Annotated in this window: 1 pseudogene; it reads right to left on the reverse strand. The window is 69.7% G+C overall.

Annotated features, from left to right (window positions below):
- A pseudogene (locus BMX29_RS18655) lies at positions 1–1,936 on the reverse strand (heavy metal translocating P-type ATPase); the annotation flags it as partial.

Raw genomic sequence — 1,936 nt, forward strand, 5'->3', positions numbered from 1 at the left:
TTCTGGCGGATGTTCGACATGGTCGCACGGGCGAGGCGGATCTTGGCAGGCACATCGGTCACTCGGTTGCGCAGGATCGCCGCGTCGGCCGTCTCCAGCGCGACATCGGTGCCCGAGCCCATGGCGACGCCGACATGCGCGGCGGCGAGCGCGGGCGCGTCGTTGATGCCGTCGCCGACCAACATCACCCGGGCGTGGGTCGTCAGGTCGCGGATCGCCGTCACCTTGTCTTCCGGCATTAGCCCGGAGCGATGCTCAATCCCGAGTCCATCGGCGATGGCCTGCGCGGTGCGTGGGTTGTCCCCTGTCAGCATGATCGAAGAGATGCCGAGGTTGCGCAGCTCCGCAACAGCGTCCGCCGCATCGGTGCGCGGCTCGTCCCGCATTGCGACAAGGCCCTGGGGCACGTCATCGCGCAACACGACGACCACCGTCTTGCCCTCGGCTTCCAGCGCCGCCACGCGGGTCCGGTGGTCCTCCGTTAGCGCGGCGCGCTCCTCTGCCAGCCGGGGGGAGCCCACGCACACGGTCGCGCCGTCGATGCAGGCCTCCGCGCCCTTGCCGGGAAGGGCACGGCCGCCGGTGACCGCCGCTGCGTCCACGCTCCGCCGGTCCGCCTCCGCACAGATCGCCTGGCCGAGTGGGTGGCTCGCGGCGCCCTCTACACCGGCCGCGAGAGCCATGAGGGCGTTCTCATCCCCGGTCAGCGCCGCCACGTCCGTCACGCGGGGCCGGCCGTGGGTGAGCGTCCCGGTCTTGTCGAAGGCGACATGGGTTGTGCGCGCCGCCGCCTCGATCACCGCGCCGCCCTTCATCAACATGCCGTTGCGGGCGCCCGTGGACAGCGCCGAAGTGATCGAAGCGGGCACCGAGATGACCAGCGCGCAGGGGCAGCCGATCAGCAGCAGCGCCAGCGCGCGGTAGATCCACTCACCCCAAGCCAGCCCGAAGGCCAGCGGCGGGATGACGGCGACGAGGACGGCGGCCCCGACGACGGCGGGCATGTAGACACGGCTGAACCGATCGATGAACCGCTCGGTCGGCGCGCGGGCACTCTCGGCTTCCTCTATGAGGCGGACTATGCGGGCAATGGTGTTGTCCTCGGCCGCCTTCGTGACACGCACGCGCAGAAGCGCCTCGGCGTTGATCGAGCCCGCGAAGACCTCCGCGCCGGGCTCTTTGAGGCTCGAGACGCTCTCGCCTGTCACGGGGCTCTCATCGACACCCGAGGTGCCGTCGATCACCTCACCGTCGCAGGGCACGCGGTCGCCGGGGCGGACCTGCACGACTTGGCCGACCTGTAGTTTCTCTGCCGCGACTTCACGCGCCTTCCCCCCCCAATTCGAGCCGCGCGGTCTTGGGCACGAGCTTCGAGAGGGCCCGGATGCTGTCGCGCGCCTTGCCGGCCGAGACGCCTTCCAGAAGCTCGCCCACGGCGAAGAGGAAGACCACGAGCGCCGCTTCCTCCGGCTCACCGATTATCAGCGCACCGCCAGCGGCGATGGTCATCAGCATTTCGATGGTGAAGGGCATGCCGGCCCGCGTCATGGCGAAGGCGCGTTGCGCCACGGGCACAATCCCGACCAGCGTCGCCAGAACGAACGCCCAATGGGCGATCTCTGCCGGGAGGACGAGGCGGGACGCCCAGGCCGCTGCAAGCAGCGCGCCGGTGCCGATGACCAAACGGCCCTTGGATGATTTCATCCACGATGTCGAAGCATCTTCGGCCTTCTCCTCATCTTCCTTTGAAGCGCTGTCGGTCTCCGAGCCCTCCGCAGCATCCGGAAACGCCCCGTCCGGCAGAACGAAGCCGCCCTTGGGCTTCTCCGGCCGGGCGCCCTTGGGCGCGATCCCGAAACCGACGCCGCGCACGGCTTTCTCGATGCGCTCGGGCGACGTCTCGCCCTCGTCGAGCGTCAGTCGCAGCCGCTCGGCC

The sequence above is a fragment of the Roseivivax marinus genome (assembly GCF_900109705.1).
Taxonomy (GTDB): domain Bacteria; phylum Pseudomonadota; class Alphaproteobacteria; order Rhodobacterales; family Rhodobacteraceae; genus Roseivivax; species Roseivivax marinus.